General features: G+C 40.3%; 3 protein-coding genes. 1 reads left to right on the plus strand and 2 read right to left on the minus strand.

Annotated elements, in window-relative coordinates; genetic code table 11:
- The first annotated feature begins 333 nt into the window (after positions 1 to 333).
- Complete coding sequence (locus CW749_RS23345; RefSeq protein WP_101114815.1) at positions 334 to 1,005, plus strand: hypothetical protein; 672 nt, start codon at positions 334 to 336, stop codon at positions 1,003 to 1,005.
- Between the two features lie 820 nt (positions 1,006 to 1,825).
- Here the strand turns inward: CW749_RS23345 and CW749_RS23355 are convergent.
- Entirely contained in the window at positions 1,826 to 2,065 is a 240-nt protein-coding gene (locus tag CW749_RS23355) for a hypothetical protein (protein WP_101114818.1), read from the minus strand.
- Positions 2,066 to 2,262: 197 nt separating this feature from the next.
- Positions 2,263 to 2,473 (minus strand): hypothetical protein (locus tag CW749_RS28600; RefSeq protein ID WP_343232683.1); only part of this gene is annotated, 211 nt, incomplete at its 5' end.

Consider the following 2,473-nt stretch of genomic DNA (forward strand, 5'->3'; position numbering starts at 1 on the left):
AAGTGAAATTGGGATGGTGGAGATTAGGAGCTTTGCTCTAGGGTCGTGTTGGTGAAGGACGGATGGTATCTGCGTTGTAGGATATGTGGTAGTGATGAGTGAAGATATGTTGGGTAAAAAGACGTTAGTAGAAGGCATAGCTAAGTGCTTCATTGCCAAGCGAGTTTTTTGTCTGTATCGCTCTAACAAAAGCTTCAAACCGACAAACAACGCGTGGCATTTTTAGTTTGCGGTGAATTAAGTGTTTAAGGCGTATTGCAGCGGCTTGTTTTGTGCGTTGTCTGCGGTTTAAGCTGGCGTTATAAGCTATGAAGATAAATTTGAGATAATCGAATGGAAGTAAATCATGTGTTAGCTGACGAAAAGCTAATAATTGCACTAATTTCTGCTGTTGTTGCTTTGTTGGTTGGACAGTTAGTTGCATATATCAAGTATCGTGTTAATAAGTGTCAAACTAAAAGGGCTTTGTTCAGAGAGCTACAAGATATAGAAACTTCACTTGAGTCTGCCATAGCAATAACTTGCCATAAACTGGAGATGAATGTACACATGATTCACTCTGGAACAATGCCTTTACCATTTGGGTCTTATATTTTTGATAATTATTATAAGGAAGTGGTGAGTGAGCTAAGTTCATCTCAGCGTCGCTCTTATCAGCTAATTCATCATTATGTAAAAGATATAAACACGAGTATTGAAAGCTTAACTAAAAAGAACATTGAGGCGTCAGAAGCATATTTCCTTAACCCTAGTTCCATTGATGGTAAACATAGGAAATTATGGTTTGATCGTTTGGCGTCTTTTTATGAAGTATTACGCACTACTCAATGGCACATTTCATACCATAAGAAAAATAAGAGAAATCCTGAATTACCCAATCAGGGACCTGTTTACGATGATTATGTTGCTTTTCAACAACACATACAATTAGCTTTAAGAGAATTAATTGAAGAGGCTAAGAGCAAGTCTGCTGAAGAAGTCATGGAGCAAAAAACACGCTTATAACAAAGCGTTTAAGACGGATTCCCAACGCTCGGCATTTTCAGCCTACTTTGGGTTAAGTGTTTATGTCACAATGGTTTATGTAGGGTGGATAGCGTTGCTCACCACTTAACGCGGCGTTATAGCGCTTTGATAATTCAAGGGTTGTAAGGTTTTCGAAAGTTGCTGGCTTCAGTGTTTTTGAGTTCGATTCCTTAGCCTGAATCAAGGTGGTAAATCCTCGCAAGCCAAGCCGTTGTAGGTTTCAAAACCATTCAGCTTCATCAGATTTTGAAGTTTGGCTTCCGGCTAGTTTTCCTAAATTCTCGACTGAATCGGTGTTTTGGGCTTTGTGGTCTGGTTGCAGTAAGTTTTGTTGGCTAAGATGCTGTTCATTGAATGCAAGCTAAGTGCTTCATTGCCAAGTTAAGTCTGTTTGCTTGTATCGCTACAACAAACAGTTCAAGCAGACCAAAAACGCGTGGCATTTTTAGTTTGCGTTGAGTTTTGTGTTTAGGGTAGTTTGCAGAAACAGCATTTGTGCGTTTTTGGCTACTTAACTGGGCGTTATAGCGCTTTGATAATTTAAAGGTTGTAAGGTTCTCGAAAATTGCTGGCTTCAGTGTTTTTGAGATTGATTCCTCAACCAAATCCAATGTGGAAAGCTCTCAGAAAACCAAGTTGCTGCGAGCTTCCAAAATCAATTCGGTTCACTGAATTTTGAAGCTTTGCTCTCGGCTCGTTTCCCTAAATTTTCGACATGATCGGTGTTTTAGATTTTGTGGTCTGGTTGCAGTGGATTTTGTTGGCTAAGATGCAGGTCATTGAATGCAAGTTAAGTGCTTCATTGCCAAGTAAGTCTGTTTGCTTGTATCGCTACAACAAACAGTTCAAGCAGACCAAAAACGCGTGGCATTTTTAGTTTGCGGTGAGTTTTGTGTTTAGGGTAGTTTGCAGAAACAACATTTGTGCGTTTTTGGCTACTTAACTGGGCGTTATAGCGCTTTGATAATTCAAGGGTTGTCAGGCTCTCGAAAGTTGCTGGCTTCAGTGTTTTCGAGTTCGATTCCTTGGCCTGAATCAAGGTGGTAAATCCTCGCAATCCAAGTTGCTGTAAGCTTTCAAAATCAATTCGGTTCGTTGAATTTTGAAGCTTTGCTCAGGCTCGTTTTCTTAAATTCTCGACTGAATCGGTATTTTGGGCTTTGTGGTCTGGTTGCAGAAGGTTCTGTTAGTTAAGATGCTGCTCATTGAATGTAAACTAAGTACTTCATTGCCAAGTCAGTTCGTTACTTGTTGCTCTACAACAAACGCTTCAAGCGGACTGCCAACGCGTGGCACTTTAGGTTTGCAGAAATAATTGTGTTTAAGGCGCAATGCGGTAGCCGTTGTATTGCATTGGCAGCCACTTAAGCGGGTGTTATAGCGCTTTGAAAATTCAAGGGTTGTAAGGGTTTCGAAAGTTGCTGGCTTCAGTGGTTTTGGTCCAATT

Source organism: Vibrio sp. vnigr-6D03, assembly GCF_002835515.1.
GTDB lineage: Bacteria > Pseudomonadota > Gammaproteobacteria > Enterobacterales > Vibrionaceae > Vibrio > Vibrio penaeicida.